Below are 19,822 nucleotides of genomic sequence, written 5' to 3'. Positions count from 1 at the left end.
GCTTTTCGCGTGGTTCGCCTGCAAAAATTTTTGGCGGAAGCAGGCATTGCTTCCCGGCGCGCGGCCGAACAGTTGATGCTGGAGGGCCGGGTGGCGGTGAATGGCGAGGTTGTGCGTTTGCTCGGCTCCAAAGTTGATCCGGCGCGGGATCGCGTCACCGTGGAGGGGAAGTCGGTTCGCGCCTCCAAAAAACTGTACGTGGCGCTACACAAACCGAAGGGCTGCGTCTGTTCCAAACAGGACGAGCACGGTCGGCCCACAGTCTATGATTTATTGCCGCAAGAGTGGCGCTCAATCAATTCGGTTGGGCGGCTGGATTATGCCAGTGAAGGATTGCTTTTCCTGACCAATGATGGAGACTTTGCCTTGCGCTTGACGCATCCGCGGTACGGAGTGCGCAAGCGTTATGTGGTTACAGTGGATGGCAAGGTTGACGCGACGCAAATCGAACCATTCACGCGGGGCGTGTTTCATCGAGGGGATAAATTGAAAGCGCAGCAAGCGCGCCTGCTCTCGGCAACAAAGTCGGAAAGCGCCATTGAGTTGGAGCTTGCCGAGGGTAAGAATCGGGAAGTGCGGCGGTTGTGCGAAACACAGGGTTTGCGAGTGCGGCGGCTGGTTCGCACGCAGATTGGAAAAATCAAACTAGCGGAATTAAGAGTCGGCAAATGGCGGACATTGACACCGCCCGAGATTAAAACTTTACTTGCCTAAATTATGAAAAAGAACGGATGGATGATTTTGAGTGTGGCGCTGCTCGCCGGAACACTGCTGGTCGCCCACGCGGACGGACAATTGGATCAACCCGCCGCTGCAAAACCGGCCAAGAGCACGGCGGCCAAGCCGGTCGCATCTCCAGCGGCGACTGCCGAAAAGCCGATTATTCTGTCTCCCGGCAACGCGACGATTACCGGTAATAACGTGAATGTGCGCGGCAAAGCCGGTTTTAAGGGGGAGATCATCACACAGTTGCACGATGGCGATGTCGTTGCGGTGATTGAAGAGGTAATTTTGACCAAACCCAAAGCGGGCGAACCGGCTCAGTGGGCGAAGATCGCTTATCCACAGAAAGCGCACGTGTGGGTTCACAGTTCTTATTTGAATGCGGACCAGACGGTCAAACCCCATAAATTGAATGTGCGCACAGGAGCAGGCGAAAACTACAGCATCGTGGGCACGTTGACTCAGGGCACAACGGTTAAAGCTGTTGCTACCAAGGGGAATTGGACGGAAATCGAGGCGCCGGCGGATGCGTTTGCGTTTGTCGCTGCCAGCTACGTTATGCAGCAAGCCGGGTCGGAAGTGACTGCGCCCCCCGTGGTGGCTTTGCAGCATCCTGAACCGGAAATCGCTCCGGAAACAGCCGTCGTTCCGGACGATGGCCCGTTGGTTACACCCGCCACGGACGTGACCACGGGGAGCACGATGACCGAACCCGCGCCGATTATTCATGAAGACGTGAACAGCGCGGCGCCACCGCCAGTGGTTGAAGAAGTCTGGGTGCCGCGGACGGTGTCGCATGAAGGCATCGTCAAGCCCACAGTCAGCATTCAGGCGCCGACCAAGTATGGTTTGCACAGCGCCGAGAATAACAAGCTGATCAATTATCTTTACAGTCCCACGGCGCAACTCGAGTTGAGTCGTTACTTGGGCAAGCAGATCATCGTGACCGGCCAGGAAAGTCTTGATGAGCGCTGGGCCAACACTCCGGTTCTAACGATTCAGAAAATTTACGTCGTCAAATAATGACGGCGCCGAATCTTATTGATGGTCGCCAGATTGCGGCGCAAATCCAGGGCGAACTGCGAACGCGCATTGCCACGCTCAAGGGACGTGGCGTTCAACCCGGACTGGCCTTCGTTCGCGTCGGCGAGGATCCCGCCTCCAAGGTCTATGTTGGCCGCAAGGAAAAAACGTGCGCGGAACTCGGGATTGCTTCAGAGACGCACGTACTTCCAGAGCAAACTTCCGAAGCGGATCTGCTCGTGTTATTGGCACAACTAAACGCCAACCCGCGTCTGCACGGTATTCTAGTACAGGCGCCGCTTCCCAAGCATATTCGCGCGGAAGTCGTGTATGCCACCGTCCTGCCGACGAAGGATGTGGATGGATTTCACCCGGTAAACGTCGGTAAGTTGATGCTTGGCGACCCGACGGGTTTTCAACCCTGCACGCCGGCCGGAGTGCGGGAATTGTTGGTGCGGTCTGAAGTGAAAATCGCGGGCGCGGAAGCGGTCATTCTGGGACGCGGTAACATCGTCGGCAAACCGATGGCCGCCATGCTTTGCCAGAAGGGGCGTCAGGCCAATGCAACGGTGACGATCTGCCATTCCGCAACGCGCGACATTCAATCGCATTGTCGGCGCGCGGATATTATCGTAGCGGCGATGGGCGTTCCGGAATTTTTGAAGGCGGACATGGTCCGACCGGGGGTGGTGGTGCTGGATGTGGGGGTGAACCGCGTTCCCGATCCGGGCGGCAAAACCGGAACCAAACTTGTCGGGGATGTGGCTTTTGCGGAAGTGCAGCCGCTGGCGGCGAAAATTACGCCCAACCCCGGCGGCGTCGGCCCGATGACGATTGCCATGCTCATGCGAAACACCGTTCACGCTGCGGAATCCGCCGCCCAATAACTTTCAACTTTTCAAATGATGACTCCAACCCGGATTCTCCCCGACCTGCAATGTTCGCTGTTGTGCGAAGAGGTGCGCCAGGAAACCAACGGCAATTTTTTTCTCATCGGCGTCATCAACTTGATCCGCGTACCCCAGTTGCCGGTGGTGGCGTTCAAGTTGAGCATTTTCAATCGCTGGACGGCCGGTCTGGGAAAATTCAGCGAGAGCGTGCGGTTGATCGCGCCAGATCAAACCACGGTCCTGCGGAAAGGCGAAGTGAAATTCACTTTGCAAGACGCGGGGTTTCATGCCACCAACGTCACGCTGTTCGGGCAGGTGGAATTCAAGGTGGCCGGGACCTATTACATCGAAGTGTTGGTGGACGACGTGATGAAACTGCGTTACCCGGTGCCCGTCATGTTGACGCCGCCCCCGGCTCCGGGCGGCAAACCACCGGCGGCACCCGAGGCTCCGGCGCCGGGAGCTTGAGCGAAACCCGTGCTTGCATCCGGTTGGCTGCTCCCTTCCATTAAGTGACGTGGGCAACTTTTTCGCAACCGCCTGGCAACCCTTCACGCCCCGTGGCGTCGCGGCGTTTGCGCTGGCGCCGCTGCGCCGATTGCTGTTGATTCAATTTCTCGTGGCCCTGCTGGTGGCTGCGGGAGTGACCTGGTTTTGTTATGATCGTTACGTGCCGGTGATTTCCAACGCGATTCACCAGTTGCCCGCCACCAGCCAGATTCGGCATCAACAACTGGATTGGCAGGGGGCAACCCCCATCATGCTGGAGGAAAACGGCTTTCTCGCTCTGAGTGTCAGCGTGGAGCAACCCGGTCAGTTGCGTTCGGTGGCGGACCTTCAGTGCGAATTGAGTCGGAATCGGATCACCATTTATTCCCTGTTCGGCTACGTGGAATGGCCCTATCCAGCGGGTTGGGTTATCGCGCTGGGCCAGGAAAAATTACAACCGTTATGGGGCGCGTGGCGACCCGGAGTATTGGCCGGAGTGTTCGTCGTTACAGTGTGCGGCCTGATGATCGCGTGGTTTGGATTGGCAACACTTTATGCTGGACCGCTTTGGTGGTTGGGACTTTACGTGAATCGGCGTTTGACCTGGCGCGGAAGCTGGAAGATGAGTGGGGCCGCGCTGCTGCCCGGCGCGTTGTTGATGCTGCTCGCCATTTCGTTTTACGACCTGGGGGTGATGAACCTGATCGGACTGCTTTCGGTATTGGGAATGCACTTCCTGGTTGGGTGGGTTTGTTTGTTACTTGGATTGTACGCGACTGATCGGACGACGCGGACGGTTGCTCAAAATCCGTTTGCGCGTGCGCGCAAGCGTTGAACGAGTCATCAGGCGATTGCGCGCCGTCGGTGCATTCGGTAAATTAAGCGCGCCATGGTGCCGGCTAAAATCATCCAAATCCTGCTGCTCGGCTGCTGTGTGGGGCTGCTGTTGAGCGGCTGTGAACCCGGACGCTCAGATCAAGTGGACGAGGAAAAGGAGCCGCAATTCTTGATCGGGCGAAATCTGGTCAATGCCATGAACTACAGCGGCGCCATCAATGCCTTCAAGCGCGCCCTCGAGCTGAATCCCCATTCGGCGGCGGCGAATCTTGAGTTGGGCTGGCTTTACGCGGAAAAGCAGGTGGACGAAGCGGCGGCCATCCATTTTTACCAGGAGTATCTCCGGCTGCGTCCCCAGGCGGGTAATGCGGAAATGATTCGACAGCACATTGCGCGACTGAAACAGGAACTGGCGCGCACTGCGGTGCCCATCCCTCCCAGTTCCGCTTTACAGCAGCGATTGGAAAAACTGGCGGCGGAGAATCGGCGCTTACAAAGTGAAGTAGAGCAACTGCGCCAGGCGGCGACGCAAACCTCACCGCAGACGTATTCAACTCCGGTCACCACGAGTCCAGTCCAGGCGCCGCAACGTGCGGCAACCTTGCAACCCACCCCGTTACCGCAGCGAAGTTCCGCCCCGAGCGCAACAACGACGGCTGCGGCTGCCGCGGGATATCACCGGGTCAAATCTGGCGAGACGCTCACATCAATCTCGCGGCAGTACGGAATTTCTGTGGAAGTTCTGGCGCGGGCCAATCCGGGATTGGATCCGCGACGCATCCAAGTGGGACAGACGGTGGTGGTGCCGCGACGTTGAGGACTTCTCCTTGGTCATAAAACCGTAAAATTTCTGCGGGAAAACCGATGGATTGGCATCCAAATCGCGAGGGTTAAAATTATTATTGAATTATTGTTGATGAGGCTTGCTATTTTTGGCGAAAACCGTTTGTCTAGTGAGGTTGGCTTGAACATAAAAAGACGGAACATTTATTTGACATGCTGCGTCCGATTCAAGTAGAACAGAGGAAAACGTCGTCTTGGGTTGAACTACTAAACTAATTCTATGAGAAAAATCGCTACCTCAGTTGGGTTGCTGGCTATGGGCGCCTCGGTGCTGCACGCGGCTGAATCGTCAACGCTGAACCAACTGCAGAAGAACAAGCCGTGGAGCATTCAAGCCACCTTAAACGGCTTTTACGATGACAACGTGAACACCGCGCCGGATGCGTGGGCAGTGGAATCGGCGGGTTTCGATGTGACTCCATCCATCAAGTTTGGGTTACCCGGCGAACAAACTTCTTTCAACGTCGGCTACGACTTCACGGCGCGCTTCTACGATAAGAGCATCCCGGGCCGTGCGGGGCATCATAGCTACACTCATGTCTTCGACTTGAACTTCGCGCATACTTTCAGCCCGCGCGCCGATATTTCGTTGAGCGACTCCTTTGTTATTGGTCAAGAACCGGACCTGTTGTTTGATCCTGCGGCGATCCAGCGAATTCCAGGTGATAACATCCGTAATTTTGCCCGGGCCGAATTCAATGTTGAAGCCACCGACCTGCTGAGTTTCAGTTTGGGCTACAATAATAACTTCTACGACTACCACGATAAACTGCCAGGAGGCGTTTATGCTGGTCGAGCCAGTTATTCGGGTCTTTTCGACCGAACCGAACACTTGGTGCGGATTGACAGCAATTGGAAGCTGAGCCCATCTACGATTGGCGTTTTGGGTTACAACTACTCGCAGACGATCTACAACGGCGATGAAGTAATTGCGATATTGCCAGTGGTGCAGAGTCAGGACCGCAATAATCGCGGACATACCGTCTATGTTGGCGCTCGGCATATTTTCAGTCCAACTCTGTCCGCTGCCCTTAACGTCGGCGCGCAGTATTACACCTATTACAAGTACACGGGCGGGGATGACACGCAATGGAGTCCTTTCATTCAAGGCAGTGTGACTTATGCAATCCAGCAGCGCACGCAGGTGGATGCGGGGCTTCGTTACAGCCGGGAATCGGCCAACGAAGTGGGCGCGCCGCTCTCGTATGTCAAAGACATGGAGTACATCACCGCGTACGGTGCGCTCAAACACGAGATCATTTCCAAGTTGATCGGCACGGTCAGCGCCAGTGTTTCACATGCTGAATATAACGGCGGCGGTGTCGCGGTGGATGGCGAAACCTTCATGTTGTATCGCATCGGTCTGGACTTGGCCTATAACTTCAACCAGTATGTTTCCGCCCATACCGGGTATAATTTTGATCGGTGGGATTCGACTGTGCGTATGTCACCCGATTTTTATCGGAATCGCGTCTATGCGGGCGTGACGGTCGGTTTCTGATCGGAGGATATTTTGGTTAGGGGCTGGGTCGTATTACTAGCCCCTATTTTTTTTGACTATGGATCCGCTTAAGCAACAAACGCAACCAGAGGCACGCTTACACTTTTTAGACTACTGGCGGATTATTCGGATCCGGAAGACCGTCATTCTTGCGGTTTTTCTCCTGGTGGTGATTACGGCCACCTTGGTCACCTTTATTTTGCCCGAATTGTTTGCCAGCACAGCCGCCATGCGGGTCGAGCGGGACAAGTCGGACATTGATGAACTCAGCGGCATGAGTAGTCGGCTGATCAGCGCCTATGACCCCTACTTTATCCAAACTGAGTTCGAGACCATCCAGTCAGAAAGCATTCTGACCAATGTCATTAACAATCTGGATCTCGCCCGAGTTTGGGGGAATAAATACTTCGAGGGCCAACCCTTGAAACCGAACGAGGCGCTGGAAATGTTGCGCGCCCGCATGGATGTCCGACCGCGCCGCAACACCAGTATCATTGACATTAAGGTGTTCAGCGATAACGCCAAGGATGCCGCCGATTTGGCCAACGCCATTGCCGAGGCCTATCAGCGCTGGCGGCTTTCAAAAAACCAGGAAGCCGTCATGGGCGGAATCAACGAGTTGCAGCGGCAATTGAAAATCCAGGACGAGCGGATTGCTGAAATCAAGTCTCGGTTGGATAAATTGCGCATTGACACCGGCATCTCAGATATTGACGCCACCAGTCTCACTCCAGTGATGCAGACTGAAACCGAGGAATACAAACGCAATCTTTTAAGCCGCTTCGAAGCTGACAATGAGTACAAGGAAAGGAAGGTCCAGTACGACAAGCTGAGTGCGCTTTCCACCAAAGAACTGCGTGAAGTCTTGCCGCGGATGGAAATGGATCCGGTATTAACCGACCTGCTCCAACAACTCAACATGGCTCAGCAACATGCGATCGCTCTGGCGGTGGACTTGGGCCCGGAACATCCGGACATGAAGCGCGTTCAAGATTTGGAAGTTGAGCTGGAGACCAAGATAGACGATCAGGTTCGCGCCATCATGAAGGCCTTGGAAACCAAGGTGGCGATGGCCAAAGCGCGTCTGGACAACAGCACCGCCGCCGTGGAATCAGCGCGCAAACTTGATCAGGAACAACTGACCAAGAGCCGTCCCTACTTTGATCTGAAGCGCACGTTGATGAGTGAGGAAGATTTGCGTACCCTGCTTTCCCGTAAGATCAATGTTGAACAGATTGACTTGAGTCTGCCGAAAAAATTTCAGGTGGACATCATCGAATACGCCACACCTGGCAAAAAACCCGTTCGCCCGAACAAAACTTTGAACATCATTTTAGGGGTGATCATTGGGTTGGTGGTCGGGGTTGGCTTGGCATTTTTCATTGAATACTTGGATACCAGCGTCAAGACCATTGACGACGTTGAGCGTCTCCTCCAGTCGCCGGTCTTGGGTGTCATACCTCAAAATGTCGGGTATTTAATTGAGGAGGGGGCCGAAAGTCCCCATGCGGAAGCTTACCGGGTCTTACGAACCAACCTTCTATTCGCTCGCAAAGACGAGAAATTGAACAGTATTGCCGTGGTTAGCGCCGGTGCGGGCGAAGGTAAGTCCACCACGGTTCTGAATCTGGCCACCGTCTTCGCTCAAAGTGGCCAGCGTGTGATCATTGTGGATTCCGACTTGCGCCGCCCCACGCTGCACAAAATTTTGCGCGTTACCAACAACCTCGGTTTGACCAACTACTTGTTGAAGCAAAACAGCCTGACCGATGTCATTCAAACCACCTCGTTGGACAAGCTTGATTTTCTGGCCAGCGGCAAGCTGCCCAGCAGTTCACTGGGTATTTTGAGTTCCAGCCAGATGAAGGATCTGATCAACGAACTTAAGCAGCGCTACGATTATGTCTTTTTCGATTCGCCACCGATCATGGGGGTGAGCGACGCCTCCATCCTCGCCAGCGAAGTGGATATTACCGTTCAGGTCATCCAATACCGTCGGTACCCGCAGCCGATGAACATTCGCGCCAAGCAACTCATCGAGAAAGTGGGCGGCAATCTGGTCGGCATCGTGTTGAACAACATCAACATGTCGCAGGACGAGAGCTACTATTATTACAGCGGCTATTACCACGATTATTACGCCAAGAGCGAAGATGCCGAGCCGGTGGCGGAAGCGGCGGCGCCCGGAGCGAAAGATTCGGGCGAAATCAAACAAAAATACTGATCCGCTTGTCTGAGTATAAGTTCATGAAGAAAGTTATTTCGCAGCAAAGAGCCTTCGGTGGCTGGTGGGCGGGCGTGGCGCTCCTGATTGGATTGGTTCTGGCGGGATGTCAGACCTCACGGGATCAGATTCATTTTACTGAGGTCCCGGGCGACCAACCGTATGCGAGCGCCCCCAATGCTGCCGGTACCAGCACTTCGCTCGGTGAAGCCGCGCGTCTGGCCGTTGGGGACTACGTGAAAATCACCTTCTCCGGAATTCAGAGTCCGCCCATGCCGCACGAGGAATCGGTCAAGGAAGACGGCATGGTTACCTTGCCGATGATCGGTTCGATTAAGGCCGAGGGCAAAACCCTTGGCGAGTTGCAGAAAGCGATTTACAGCAAGTACGTGCCGTTGTTCTACAAACAACTGACCATCACGGCATCTTCGGAACGACGCATCTTTTACGTGCAGGGTCAGGTGCGGAATCCGGGCCGCCAGGAATACTTTGGCCAAACCACCGTTCTCAAAGCCATTGCGGGAGCGCAGGACTTTACTGACTTTGCGGATCGCAAACGTGTCGTGCTCACTCGCGCCGATGGCAGTCGAACCATCGTGGATTGCAAAAAAGCCGCGCAAGATTCCAATTATGATTTGCCGGTTTATCCCGGGGACAAAATCGAAGTGCCCATGCGCGACATTCGCGGCGCCATTGGTCTGTAATGGTTCAATTACAGATCTTGTCCGGTCAGCGCGCGGGGCTGGTTTGGGAGTCCCGCCACTTCCCGATAAAAGTTGGTCGGAGTCCACAAGCGGATTTGCGCCTGGAAGACGAAGGCGTCTGGGATCAACACTTTGAGCTGAGCCTGGCCGCCAAAACTGGTTTTAATCTTCAAACGCATCCCGGCGCAATTACCGCCATCAATCAAACTCCCACCGAAGCGGCGCGACTGCGTAATGGCGACATCATCACGGCGGGCGCGGCGCAAATCGCTTTTCGACTGAGTCCGACGCGGCAACGCAACTTGCAGTGGCGCGAGTGGTTCGTTTGGAGCTTGCTGCTGATTGTGACCGGTGGCGAAGTCTTTCTGATCATCCGGTTGCTGCTGTAGGCAGCGAATTTACCGCGTCAAAGCTCCCATTGTCCGAGCGGGTTAACCGTCGAAGCCGCTACTGTGCGTCACCACGCTCAGTGCCGGAAATGCCGGACGCCGGTGAACGCCATCGCCAGGTTGCGTTCGTCTGCCGCCGCAATGACTTCGGCATCACGAACTGAGCCGCCCGGCTGAATCGCCGCCGTTGCTCCCGCTTCCGCCGCCGCCATCAATCCATCTGCAAAAGGGAAGAACGCATCACTGCACACCACGCTCCCCGGCAGCGCCAGTCCGGCCTCACCGGCTTTCCATACAGCGATGCGGCTGGAATCCACACGACTCATCTGGCCCGCGCCAATCCCCAACGTGCGATCCGCTGCGCAATACAGAATCGCATTGGATTTCAAATGCTTCACGATGCGCCAGCCAAACAGCATCGCGCGCAACTCCGCTTCGGTGGGATGTCGTTTGGTGACGATTTTCAGATCGGTGGAAGACGTCACCTTCAAGTCGCGCTGTTGCATCAGGAAGGAGTTCGCGCCGACGCTGCGCACGTCCCAGGGCGATGCCGTTCGTCCTGATTGCAAGACTTTAAGGAGCCGCAAATTTTTCTTCTTTTGCAGTAGCGCCAAGGCGTCGGCGGTAAAGTCTGGAGCGACAATCACCTCGCTGAAAATCTCGACGATGGCGGCGGCGCAATCCGCATCCAGCGGGCGATTAACGGCGATGATACCGCCGAACGGAGCCTGACGATCCGTGGCGAATGCCTTACCCCAAGCTTCACGCAGTGTATCCCCCTGACCTACGCCACAGGGATTCGTGTGTTTCAGAATGGCCAAGGTCGGTGCGGCGGTTTCAAATTCGCCGATCAATGCCGCCGCCGCCGTGAGATCCAGAATGTTGTTGTAGGAAAGTTCCTTGCCATGTAATTGCTGAAAATACTCGCCGAATTTTCCGTACAGCGCCGCTGCCTGATGCGGGTTTTCCCCGTAACGTAACGGTTGCGCCAACGGCACGGAAAGTGTCAGGGTTTGCGGCAATTGTGACGCGTCTCCGTTGAAGGCGTGCTCCAAGTGCGCGGCGATGGCCGCATCGTAAGCCGCCGTTCGCGCAAAAACTTTTGCCGCCAGCCGCCGCCGCAGCTCCAAGGTGGTCTGTCCGGTAGCCTTGATTTGTTCCGCCACCGCGGCGTAATCCGCCGGATCCACCACCACCGTTACGCTCTCGTGATTCTTGGCCGCGCTTCGGAGCATGGACGGTCCGCCGATATCAATATTCTCAATCGCTTCCGCCAGGCTGACCTGGGGTCGGGCCACCGTGGCCTCAAACGGGTAAAGATTGACGACCACCAGATCAATGGGCGCGATCTGATGTTGCTGGACGGCTGCTTCGTGTTCGGCCTTGCCGCGAATGTAGAGCAGGCCGCCATGCACCTTGGGGTGCAAAGTTTTAACGCGGCCATCCAACATTTCCGGAAAGCCGGTGTGTTCGCTGATGTCTTTTACGGTGAGACCCGCCTCGCGCAGGACTTTGGCGGTGCCACCGGTGGAAATTAATTCCACCCCGGACGCCGCCAGCGTTTGCGCCAGCGGGAGGAGTCCGGTTTTATCTGAAACTGAAAGTAATGCGCGCGAAATTTTGTTCATTTGAATTCTGTTCTGAACCGGTTTTTCCAGTCCGCTCGGAGACGTTGAAAAGACTCCGGATTGAACGGCGGGCCTGACTGTTGTTTTCGAGTGTGAGCCTGGCCCGAGCCGGAAAATGGTGGTAGGAACAGGATTCGAACCTGTGTAGGCGTTAGCCAGCAGATTTACAGTCTGCCCTCGTTGACCACTTGAGTATCCTACCCACCGGCCCACTACTGCGGACGAGGATTAAGCCACAGGCCGGACCCGGTGTCAATTCAGCGCTCAATTGTGTCTAAATGCGAGTGCAACTGGGAATGGCGGTCAATCTGCCTATCCGTAGCATGAATTGTGGATAAGCGGTTTTAACAATGCTGTTGCAGACCCACCGTCAAGCCCGACATATAAGGGTTTATTCACTTTCCTTCCGGGCGAGTTTCCAACGGTACAAGGAATCTAGGGCATTTTAAGTATTCCTATAACCGCCGGCATGGCGCAACGAGCCTCGCAACTTCAAGCCAAGCGTTGGGGTCAAACGGGCGACCGCCCTTGGTTTGGAACGAGCCCCGGCACGACCGCGTCTTGGACTACGGCAGTCTTCTGCCGCTTTCTGGTTGCGTGCTGCTGATTCCACAGCGGCAGAGGACTGCCGCACTCCAAAACCTCACGGACAGAGGCGCCATTCCCCATCCGGACCCCACCTTCATGGGGTTACACTCGTTCGGCGCCACGGCTACAACTTTAATTAAACCGCTATAGCCGCTGGCTCGATAGCAGGTCGGTCACAACGGAGGCCACTGACAGGATGGTAGGATGAACCGCAAAACACGCAAACTACGCGAAAATAAGGAAACAAAACTTTATGAGTTTCTGAGTTTCGGCTTTGAAAAACTACTCCACATTTTGCGTTGTGATTTGGTCAGAGACACGGTGGATCGTGTCCCGCCTTCAGTTTAAGGCTAGCTCAGAAATTTCTATCTCCCCGCCGGCACTGCGAGCGGTTCGGTTTCGTGCTGCCGGAACGGAGCGACTTCCGCGCGGATTTTCTCCAGCGTTTCCGTCATCGCGGGCGCTTGCAGCATCGTGCGGGCAATGGCTTCACCGAGCATCGCACCGGCAGCGGTATCACTGGGATAGTGTGCGCCGCCGATCACCCGAGACCACATCACTTCGCGAATCTGCGCTTTGAACGCGTCCGCCTGGTCGGGAAAAGCTGCGGCCAGAATGGTGCCCCACAGCGCCGCGCCCGCGGAATGACCGCTGGGATACGATGTGTTGCCGGGTCGCCCGACTATCGGTTGGACCGCCGGAGATGCCTGGTAGGGTCGGAGTCGCTGCCAATGTTTTTTGACCTGGTCATCCACAATGCTCTGACTTTCGCGGTTGATTTCCTTGAACAACCGTTGGGTTTCCGGACAGTTGGTGGCGTTGAACCAATTCCCCAACACCGGTTGCGCGAACGTGAACACTGATTGACTGGCCACACGTTGGGCGCGGCGAATCTGGTCGGGCGTGCGATCGGCCTGAATCTGCAGGACGATTTCCAGGTCCGCAATTCCGGCGGGGGAATTGGTGGCGGGCGGTGGCGGCAGCAGGTGGACCAGGGCGGAACAATCCGCAGGCAGATATTTGTAGGGTTGGGACGCAGCGGGAGCCAGAATCACGCCGCCAATAAGGACCAGAATAAAGATGGCTTTCCTCAACATGCGGTCATACTGGAAATCACAGCGGGCCGAGTCAATCGAAACGCCCGGAGTCAAAGATAAATCGCGGCCACGCCCGGAAGTCTCTGAGTCGGTCAATGGCCCAAGCTGGCCGGTTCAGGCGGGCGGGCGAATTGGCCGCCCCACTCGTTGAGCGCGTGTTCAGCGGCCACTTTTTGAAACTCGGGGTCCAACAAGGCCAGCGCTTCGCCAATCAGATATAACGAACCGGTAATGACCAATTCCTCGGCGGGCGACGTCATGCGCAGGGCCGCGTCGAGCGAGTTGGCGGTGCGACATTCGACGGCGGTGGGTTGTTCGCAACACCAAGCCAGCAAAGTCTGCGGATCAATGGTGCGATCGCTCCCCACGGGAATGAAAATGATGCGGCGCGCGATTTGCAACAACTGCCGACACATGGTCTGCCAATCCTTGTCGCGCATGATGCCGACAATAAACACGCGCGGCGAATGGATCTCCTCGGGCGGCAAAGCCGGAGCAAGGGCGGCCAGACCCGATGGATTATGCGCGCCATCGAGCAACACTTTTTGTCCGGTGGCCAGCGCCAGCGATTGTAATCGGCCGGCCCAACGGACCGTGGCCAGACCTTTTACCAGCGCTTCCGGCGTCACCGGCAGGAGCGATTGCAATGCTTCCACCACCCGCAAAACCAGTGCGGCGTTTTGGCGTTGGTGCGCGCCTTGAAGCGCGAGCGGCCCGGGCAACGCCACGGGCGTAGTGGTCGCCAGCGCGCGGAAGGGAGCGTGGAGTGTTGCCGCCGTGGCGCGTAACACGGCCAACGCCTCCTCCGGTTGCGCGGCGGCCTCCACCGGCACACCGGGTTTGATGATGCCCGCCTTTTCAGCGGTAATTTTCGTCAAGGTATCGCCGAGCCAGGCTTGATGGTCCAGACCGATCGGCGTGATGGCGCTGAGCAGCGGCGTGACGATATTGGTCGCGTCCAGACGTCCGCCCAAACCAGTTTCCCAAATCACCAGCTCGCACCGCTGTTGCGCGAAGTGCAGCAATGCCATCACGGTGACAACTTCGAAAAAAGTGGGATGCTGTTCGGCGGGAAAGGTCGCCAGCCACGGACGAATCTTTCCCAGCAACGTCACGACCTCGGCGGCGCTGATCCATTGGCGGTTCACCTGCATCCGTTCGCGGAAAGAAACCAGGTGCGGCGAAGTGAACAGGCCCACGCGCCGCCCGCTCGCCCGGTAAACGCTCTCGAGCATGGCGCAGGTTGAGCCTTTGCCGTTCGTGCCCGCGACGTGAATGAAGCGCAGGTGACGCTGCGGTTGCCCCGCCAGTTCCGCCAGCCGGAAGGTGTTTTCCAAACCCAGCTTGGCGCCGAACAATCGCAATCCGTAGAGAAATTTAATCGCCTCGGTGTAGGTCATCGTTCAACAGCGTTTAAGAGGAAGTGCTGATTTTGTTCACCCGGCGAAGTTTGTTCACCCCCGCCGTCGGGGGCAAGCCGCAACGCTGCTAAATGGCGCTTTGGCACCCTCCGGGAGAGAGAACTGGCATTCCAACCAAACCGAAAGCCCGTCAGAGCACCTTTGTAGAACATCGAATGGGAAAAATCCAAAGCTCCGGCAGGAGCGACATCTTCCCGGATATGTCGCCCCGCTGGGGCTTGAATTTTGTTTGCGTCGTGGTTCTACAAAGATGCCGCGCCGCCGGCGCTGGGAAAAGTGTCAATGAGGCGTCCCATACTTGTGATCTGGCTTTTCGCGCAGAGCTTCTTCTGGTTTTTCTTCTGCGGCGGCAGGGCGGCGTGTGCGGGACATACTTTCGGGTATTATGGGGCGCGGATGCGGTGATGGAATTTCTCGCAAGTCCGATTTAGACGGTTTCACGGCTAACCAAGGTTCAACATTAATTCCAAGTTCGCGTAATGGTTCTTCAAAATGGCGCACCACTGCTGCAACGACATCAGCCGATACTTTGCCGCTGCCCGTCTCAAGGCGCGAAAGATAAAACTGCGAGATGCCGATTTTTTCCACCAATTGTCGTTGGGTTATCTCCTCGTCTTCGCGCAACTTCCGAACCGCCGCTCCAATCAATACCACGTCGCCAATAGCATCGTAAGCCTTGCGATAGGTAGGCTTGTGCGAGAGCCGCTTGTGCAGTTCGGAAAGATTCATAACAGTTCTCGTCGCCCACTAAAGTACATCTCTTTGCGCCGTTTTGCGAGATTGATTTCTTGGGGCGGAGTTTTGTCCGTTTGTTTGGCAAATCCATTGGTTAGAATTAGGCGTTTCCCGTCGTAAAATCCCAAAAAGCGGAAGCTCTGATGATGTGTAATTGCTCTGACCTCCCAAATATCGTCACAACCAGTTAATTTTTTCAAAAAACTTGCAGGCGGGTTCGGAAGCTGTTCGACCATTTCAAACACTTTCACAATACGAGCTGTTACCGATTGCACGCGGATTGTTTCAATGAATTCGACAACAGGAAATTTACCTGCCTCGGTTTTATACATTTGTATTTCCCGAAATCTTGTCATTGGGAATCAGCTTTTGCTCACACCAACTTCCTCGCAATTTGCTCGTCCAAAATTTCCTTCACCGTCAGTGGGATGATGACGGCGTGGTCGGCTTTGAAGAAGCGGTCTATCTCGCGCAGCGCGTCGTCGGTGTAATCGAAGGCCACGAAGAAGCCCTTGTCGCGTTTGGCGCGGCGCATGGCCGTCTCGAAGGCGTCAATGTCGGGTCGCCCCACTTTGTCCTTTTGCTTCACCTGAATGGGATACCAGCGTTCGGTGAGTTGCAATTCGCCTTCCTTGAAGGCCGCCGGTTCCGCGCCCACGGGGAAGATGCGGCCATCAATGCCGTAATCGCCCACTTTGGTTTTGTTCGGGATGCCGCCGAGGGCGATGACGGCCCAGTTTTCAAATTCAAAGGGCGGAATGGCGCGCAATTTTTCCTCCGTCCAAGGAAGATCGCGCACGACAAAGCCGCGTCCAATTTTCCAAAGCTGTTCGTCTTCGGGAAAACCGCAAACGTCGCGGAGTCGTTTTGCCATCACGCGGCAAGCGGTGGGTGAAATATCAACCCCGATCCATTGGCGTTTTAGATTTTGCGCTGCAACCAACGCTGTGCCGCAACCGCAAAAGGCGTCGAGCACAATGTCATTTTCATTGCTGCTGGCTTTGATAATCCGGTCAAGCAACGCAAGTGGTTTCTGAGTTGGATAACCAAGTCGTTCTTCTGCCTGTGAATTTAGAGGTGGAATATCAACCCAAACTGTATCGCATGGAGTTCCCGCCATTTGATCCAAATATAGTTTTAGACGAGGCATCCCGCGTTCCGAATAAACAAGTTTTCCCTCGGCTTCCAATTTTTCCATATTTTCTTTTGTGTATGCCCAGCACCGAGTCGGCGGCGGGCGAAAACCCTTCCAATCATAGATTTGGCTTTGGGAAGCACGTTGCATCGACGCTGTTAAATCACGAGTTGTAAACTGACGGCCAGTGCCTTCTTCTTTTTGCCCGTAATGTGAAGCGATGTATTCTTCAGAATAGGCTAAGTATGGAGGATTCCACGTCCAAACTTTTGAATTTGCGTAGAATAAAATTCTGTCCTCCGTGATTGCATATCTTTTCCCGACATTTCCATGCGCGCTCGTTCGTTTCCAAACAATTTCATTTACAAAATTATTCTCTCCGAAAATCTGGTCGAGCATGACCTTGACGTAGTGGGAGGCGTGCCAGTCGCAGTGGTAGTAGAAGCTGCCGGTCTTTTTGAGAACGCGGGCCAGTTCCACGCAACGGGGACGCATGTAGTCAATATAGGCTTGCGTATTCGCGTGGCGGTCCTCGAAGGCGCGCTTCTCCTTGGTTTCGCCCCAGAAGACTTCGTAGTTGCGGTTGGAGTTGAACGGCGGGTCTATGTAAATCAGGTCAACGCAGGCGTCGGGCAGTTTTTGGAGTTGTTCGAGATTATCGCCGCAATAGATGACGCGCGTGTCCACGAGCGAGGAAGGGCGAGTGGCGGCTTGCGGAGCGCGGGCTTCAACTCGCTTCACCGCCGGCTGGCGGGAGGACATGGAAGCGGCGTGAACGCCGCGCGTCACGGCAGGTTCACCAGATTTTTTTGCCATGTCGGAACTCTGCCAGAAACGCCGAGGATTTGGAGAAAAAAGTACGCGCCCTTTCCGGCCCTGATTCATCAAAGCACAAACTCGGGAATATCCTTCAGTCTTTCCATTTTTAACCGGCGTTCTTCGTCGGTCGGAGGAAACAAACGCAAGGCTTCATCGTTTAGCCGTACGCCTTCTTCAAATGTCACGCCCGGCCTGACATGTTGCTGGACCCAATCATGGCGTTTTCGGCTCATTTCAGTCGGCGGCACATATTTCGTTTTCATGTTTTCACAGCGGGCGCGGCTGACTCTGCTGGAGCGCGGCGGCGATGAAACCCTTGAACAGCGGATGCGGCTCGTGCGGTTTGCTGAGAAATTCGGGATGAAACTGGCTGGCCAGATAGAAGGGATGTCCGGGCAATTCAATCACCTCCACCAATTTTCCGTCCGGGGACAATCCGCTGAATACCAGGCCGCCTTTCTCAAATTTCTCACGGAAGGCGTTGTTGAATTCAAACCGATGCCGATGCCGTTCGTTGGTCATGAACGCGCCGTACAACTTGGCGGCCAGCGAGCCGACCTGCAACTGGCACGGCTGCGCGCCGAGGCGCATCGTGCCGCCTTTCTTGGTTACTTTGCGTTGCGCGTCGAGCAGCGCAATGACCGCGTGCGAGGTGTCGGGATTGAATTCCGTGGAATGGGCTTTCTCCATCTTGAGCACATTGCGGGCGAATTCAATGGTGGCGATCTGCATGCCCAAACACAGTCCGAGATAGGGCACTTTGGTTTCCCGGGCGAACTTCGCCGTTTTGACCAATCCTTCAATGCCGCGCTCGCCGAATCCGCCCGGCACACAGATGCCGTGCAGCCCGCTCAGTTTCTTCTCCGCGCCTTCCTTCTCAATCTCCTCGGCGTCAATCCGCACAATTTCCACGCCGCAATCGTTGCCGATGCCGCCATGGATCAACGCTTCGTAAACTGATTTGTAAGCGTCCTGCAGGCCGATGTATTTGCCGACGACCCCGATGCGCACGCGAAATTGCGGCGCGATCAGTTTCCGAATGATTTCCTGCCAGTGCCCCATTTTGGCGGGCGGCCCATCCAGGTGCAGGACGCGGCAGACCAGATCGTCCGCCTGTTCGCGTTGCAACACCAGCGGCAGTTCGTAGATGGAATGATCCACGTCCTTCACTTCAATCACCGCTTCCACCGGCACGCTGCAAAACAGCGAAATTTTCTGGCGCAACTCCTTATCGAGCGGTTTTTCGCAACGGCAAACCATCAGGTGCGGCGAGAGGCCGATTTCGCGCAGTTTGGCGACGGATTGTTGCGTGGGCTTGGTTTTCAATTCACCGGCGGCTTTAATGTACGGGACGTAGGTGACGTGGATGAAACAGGTGTTACCGATACCGGCTTCCAGCGCGAATTCGCGAATCGCCTCCAGGAACGGCAGCCCTTCGATGTCGCCCGTGGTGCCGCCCACTTCGGTAATCACAATATCGGCCTTGCTATCAGTGGCGAGCACGTGAATGCGGCGCTTGATTTCGTCGGTGACGTGCGGGATGACCTGCACCGTTTTGCCGAGATAAATGCCCTCGCGCTCGTTGTTGAGTACCGTTTGATAAACCTGGCCGCTGGTCAGGCTGTTCAGGCGGGATAGTTTGGTATTGGTGAACCGTTCGTAGTGGCCCAGATCGAGGTCCGTTTCCGCGCCGTCATCCAACACGTAAACTTCGCCGTGTTGATATGGCGACATAGTGCCGGGGTCCACGTTGAGATAGGGATCAAACTTCTGGATGGCGACCTTGTGGCCGCGATTTTCCAGCAGCGTGCCGAGAGCGGCCGCGGTTAATCCCTTGCCCAGGGAACTGATGACTCCACCGGTGATGAAAATAAATTTCATAGTTTAAATCTCATGCGCCGCGCAACTGGTGCTCCACCCGGGCCACGTCTTCCGGGGTATCCACGCCCACACTATCGTAATTTACCGGCACCACCGCGATCCGGATGCCGTGGTCCAATGCGCGCAACTGCTCCAATTTCTCGGCTTGTTCCAGGGGCGAAACCGGCAGCCGGACCAGGCGCAGCAACGTGTCGCGTTGGAAACCGTAAATGCCCAGGTGCTTCATAAAAGGAAACGCCGCCAACTGTTCACGAATCGAACGACTGGCGGCTTCGCGCAGATACGGAATCGTACGCCGGGAAAAATATAGGGCGTGACCACGGGCGTTGACAACGACTTTCACCACGTTCGCATTATCGTATTCGTCCGGGTCTTGAATGTGCGTGGCGGCCGTGGTCATTTCGCAATCCCGCGCCGCTTCCGCCACGGCGTCCACCACGGCCGGATCCAGCAACGGTTCATCGCCCTGAATGTTCACGATCACATCGCACGCGTGGCGTTCCGCCACTTCCGCGATGCGGTCCGATCCGCTCGGGTGATCCGCTCGGGTCATTTCCACCCGGCAAAACTGTTGCGCCACTTCGGCAATGCGCGCGTCATCCGTCGCCACCATCACTTCGCTCAACGACCGGGCTTTCTGGCATTGTTGCACGACGTGCTGGATGAGTGGTTTGCCGGCAATGAGGTGCAGTGGTTTGCCCGGAAAGCGGGTCGAGCCGTATCGCGCTGGTATGATGCCGAGGATTTTCATGTTGCGACGTTCAAGACGCAACCCATCAAGGCGGCGTCCGAACCACCCGAACAGCTTAGTAAGCCGTGAATTCACAAGCGAGCCTGGAATGAATCAACCCCCGGCGCGTTGCACATTTGCTTGTCCGCCCGGTTCGAGTTTGTA

At 55.9% G+C, this 19,822-nt stretch carries 19 protein-coding genes and 1 tRNA gene; 10 read left to right on the top strand and 10 right to left on the bottom strand.

The features are described 5' to 3' along the window. The first annotated feature begins 9 nt into the window (after positions 1-9). The 10 genes from M9920_05585 (at position 10) to M9920_05540 (ending at position 9,623) form a co-directional block, all read left to right on the top strand. Positions 10-714, top strand: coding sequence for an rRNA pseudouridine synthase (locus M9920_05585; GenBank protein ID MCO5051755.1), 705 nt, complete (start codon positions 10-12; stop codon positions 712-714). A 3-nt stretch (positions 715-717) separates the two neighbouring features. Beyond that, positions 718-1,746 (top strand): SH3 domain-containing protein, encoded by a 1,029-nt coding sequence (locus M9920_05580; GenBank protein MCO5051754.1) that lies wholly within the window; start codon positions 718-720, stop codon positions 1,744-1,746. After that, positions 1,746-2,633, top strand: coding sequence for a bifunctional 5,10-methylenetetrahydrofolate dehydrogenase/5,10-methenyltetrahydrofolate cyclohydrolase (locus tag M9920_05575; GenBank protein MCO5051753.1), 888 nt, complete (start codon positions 1,746-1,748; stop codon positions 2,631-2,633). The genes M9920_05580 and M9920_05575 overlap by 1 nt, the downstream gene beginning before the upstream one ends. A 15-nt stretch (positions 2,634-2,648) precedes the next feature. After that, entirely contained in the window at positions 2,649-3,104 is a 456-nt protein-coding gene (locus M9920_05570) for a hypothetical protein (GenBank protein ID MCO5051752.1), read from the top strand. Positions 3,105-3,153: 49 nt separating this feature from the next. Further along, positions 3,154-3,960 (top strand): hypothetical protein, encoded by an 807-nt coding sequence (locus M9920_05565; GenBank protein ID MCO5051751.1) that lies wholly within the window; start codon positions 3,154-3,156, stop codon positions 3,958-3,960. A 54-nt stretch (positions 3,961-4,014) separates the two neighbouring features. Continuing rightward, positions 4,015-4,779, top strand: a complete 765-nt coding sequence (locus tag M9920_05560; GenBank protein MCO5051750.1) for a LysM peptidoglycan-binding domain-containing protein — start codon at positions 4,015-4,017, stop codon at positions 4,777-4,779. 246 nt (positions 4,780-5,025) lie between these two features. Next, positions 5,026-6,306 (top strand): outer membrane beta-barrel protein, encoded by a 1,281-nt coding sequence (locus M9920_05555; GenBank protein ID MCO5051749.1) that lies wholly within the window; start codon positions 5,026-5,028, stop codon positions 6,304-6,306. A gap of 58 nt (positions 6,307-6,364) precedes the next feature. Continuing rightward, positions 6,365-8,530 carry a polysaccharide biosynthesis tyrosine autokinase gene (locus M9920_05550; GenBank protein MCO5051748.1) on the top strand — a complete coding sequence of 722 codons (2,166 nt, stop codon included), beginning with the start codon at positions 6,365-6,367 and terminating at the stop codon, positions 8,528-8,530. Positions 8,531-8,553: 23 nt separating this feature from the next. Next, positions 8,554-9,234: a polysaccharide biosynthesis/export family protein gene (locus M9920_05545; GenBank protein ID MCO5051747.1), complete on the top strand. Its 681-nt coding sequence runs from the start codon at positions 8,554-8,556 to the stop codon at positions 9,232-9,234. Further along, positions 9,234-9,623: an FHA domain-containing protein gene (locus M9920_05540; GenBank protein MCO5051746.1), complete on the top strand. Its 390-nt coding sequence runs from the start codon at positions 9,234-9,236 to the stop codon at positions 9,621-9,623. Before M9920_05545 ends, M9920_05540 begins: the two co-directional genes overlap by 1 nt. Before the next feature lie 77 nt (positions 9,624-9,700). On the opposite strand, the gene purH is transcribed toward M9920_05540, so the two are convergent. The 10 genes from purH to kdsB form a co-directional block, all read right to left on the bottom strand. Continuing rightward, positions 9,701-11,251: a bifunctional phosphoribosylaminoimidazolecarboxamide formyltransferase/IMP cyclohydrolase gene (purH, locus tag M9920_05535; protein MCO5051745.1), complete on the bottom strand. Its 1,551-nt coding sequence runs from the start codon at positions 11,249-11,251 to the stop codon at positions 9,701-9,703. A 116-nt stretch (positions 11,252-11,367) separates the two neighbouring features. Next, positions 11,368-11,453, bottom strand: a tRNA-Tyr gene (locus tag M9920_05530). A 751-nt stretch (positions 11,454-12,204) separates the two neighbouring features. Next, positions 12,205-12,936 carry a phosphatase PAP2 family protein gene (locus M9920_05525; protein MCO5051744.1) on the bottom strand — a complete coding sequence of 244 codons (732 nt, stop codon included), beginning with the start codon at positions 12,934-12,936 and terminating at the stop codon, positions 12,205-12,207. Between the two features lie 92 nt (positions 12,937-13,028). Continuing rightward, positions 13,029-14,336: a bifunctional folylpolyglutamate synthase/dihydrofolate synthase gene (locus tag M9920_05520; GenBank protein ID MCO5051743.1), complete on the bottom strand. Its 1,308-nt coding sequence runs from the start codon at positions 14,334-14,336 to the stop codon at positions 13,029-13,031. Positions 14,337-14,636: 300 nt separating this feature from the next. After that, the gene (locus M9920_05515) at positions 14,637-15,086 is read right to left on the bottom strand and encodes a helix-turn-helix transcriptional regulator (protein MCO5051742.1); all 450 of its coding nucleotides are present in this window, start codon (positions 15,084-15,086) and stop codon (positions 14,637-14,639) included. Next, positions 15,083-15,424, bottom strand: a complete 342-nt coding sequence (locus M9920_05510; GenBank protein MCO5051741.1) for a type II toxin-antitoxin system RelE/ParE family toxin — start codon at positions 15,422-15,424, stop codon at positions 15,083-15,085. The genes M9920_05515 and M9920_05510 overlap by 4 nt, the downstream gene beginning before the upstream one ends. A 41-nt stretch (positions 15,425-15,465) precedes the next feature. Continuing rightward, positions 15,466-16,989, bottom strand: a complete 1,524-nt coding sequence (locus M9920_05505; GenBank protein MCO5051740.1) for a restriction endonuclease — start codon at positions 16,987-16,989, stop codon at positions 15,466-15,468. A 122-nt stretch (positions 16,990-17,111) separates the two neighbouring features. Continuing rightward, positions 17,112-17,309: a hypothetical protein gene (locus tag M9920_05500; protein MCO5051739.1), complete on the bottom strand. Its 198-nt coding sequence runs from the start codon at positions 17,307-17,309 to the stop codon at positions 17,112-17,114. 4 nt (positions 17,310-17,313) lie between these two features. Then, a complete protein-coding gene (locus M9920_05495) occupies positions 17,314-18,927 on the bottom strand; it encodes a CTP synthase (protein MCO5051738.1) in 1,614 nt (537 codons plus the stop codon). Between the two features lie 10 nt (positions 18,928-18,937). Next, positions 18,938-19,678 (bottom strand): 3-deoxy-manno-octulosonate cytidylyltransferase, encoded by a 741-nt coding sequence (gene kdsB / locus M9920_05490; protein ID MCO5051737.1) that lies wholly within the window; start codon positions 19,676-19,678, stop codon positions 18,938-18,940. Between the last annotated feature and the right edge of the window lie 144 nt (positions 19,679-19,822).

This window comes from Verrucomicrobiia bacterium, from assembly GCA_023953615.1.
Taxonomy (GTDB): domain Bacteria; phylum Verrucomicrobiota; class Verrucomicrobiia; order Limisphaerales; family JADLHS01; genus JADLHS01.
The sequence above is the reverse complement of the archived record's forward strand: the minus strand, read 5'-3'. Positions and strand labels throughout refer to the sequence as shown.